Raw genomic sequence first — 727 nt, 5'->3', positions numbered from 1 at the left:
AGCTCGGCCGATTTCCAGCTTGCCCCCTCAGCCGCTTCGCGGCAGCTCCCCCGCATCGCGGGAGAGCAAAGGGTCGCGAAGGCGCTTCAGCTCATATCCTTCGCTTGGGCCGCGAGCTTGTCGGCTTGGCATTCCAGGTTGTCGGCCTGGCGGGGCAGGCGGCGGGCGACGTCTTGCAGTTCCTGGTCGGTGACGATGTTTCCGCGCGCCCGGTTGTCTTCGATCTGCCTGGCGCGATAGGCGGGGTCGCCCAGGCGGGCGGCTTCCTCGCGCATCTGGCGGGCGCCGGCGCGCATCTGGACCGCGCCCTGGGCCATCTGGACGCGGGCGACCTTGATCGCCTCGACCCGCGCGCGTTCGCCGGCCTGGCGGGCCTCTTCGCCGATGCGGCGGGCGTCCTGGGCCGAGAGCCTGGCCTGCCGAGCGGCCAGGCGGGCGGCGGCCTCGATCTCGCCGCGATGGGCCTCGACCTCGCGGCGGATCTGCTCGGCGTTGACGCGCGCCGCCTCGGCCATCGAACGGCTCCAGTCGGCCTCGGCGCGCGCCTGGGCCCGGCTCCAAGCGGCCTGAGCCTTGGCCGAGGCCAGATCATAGGCGTCGGCGGCGCTGTCGGCGGGGGCGACCGGCGGGACCGGCGGGACGGGGGCCACGGGCGGCGGGGGCGGCGGGGGCGGGGCGACCGGCGCCGCAGGCTCGGCGGCCGCGGCCGGAGCGGCAGTCTACTCGT

At 75.7% G+C, this 727-nt stretch carries 1 protein-coding gene; it reads right to left on the bottom strand.

Going from position 1 to position 727, the window contains the following annotated elements:
- Nucleotides 1-86 precede the first annotated feature (86 nt).
- The gene (locus tag OR37_RS21735; RefSeq protein ID WP_004625576.1) at nt 87-650 is read right to left on the bottom strand and encodes a hypothetical protein; all 564 of its coding nucleotides are present in this window, start codon (nt 648-650) and stop codon (nt 87-89) included.
- Between the last annotated feature and the right edge of the window lie 77 nt (nt 651-727).

This window comes from Caulobacter vibrioides OR37, assembly GCF_000372645.1.
Lineage (GTDB): Bacteria > Pseudomonadota > Alphaproteobacteria > Caulobacterales > Caulobacteraceae > Caulobacter > Caulobacter vibrioides_E.
This window is presented reverse-complemented; position numbering and strand designations above follow the sequence as displayed.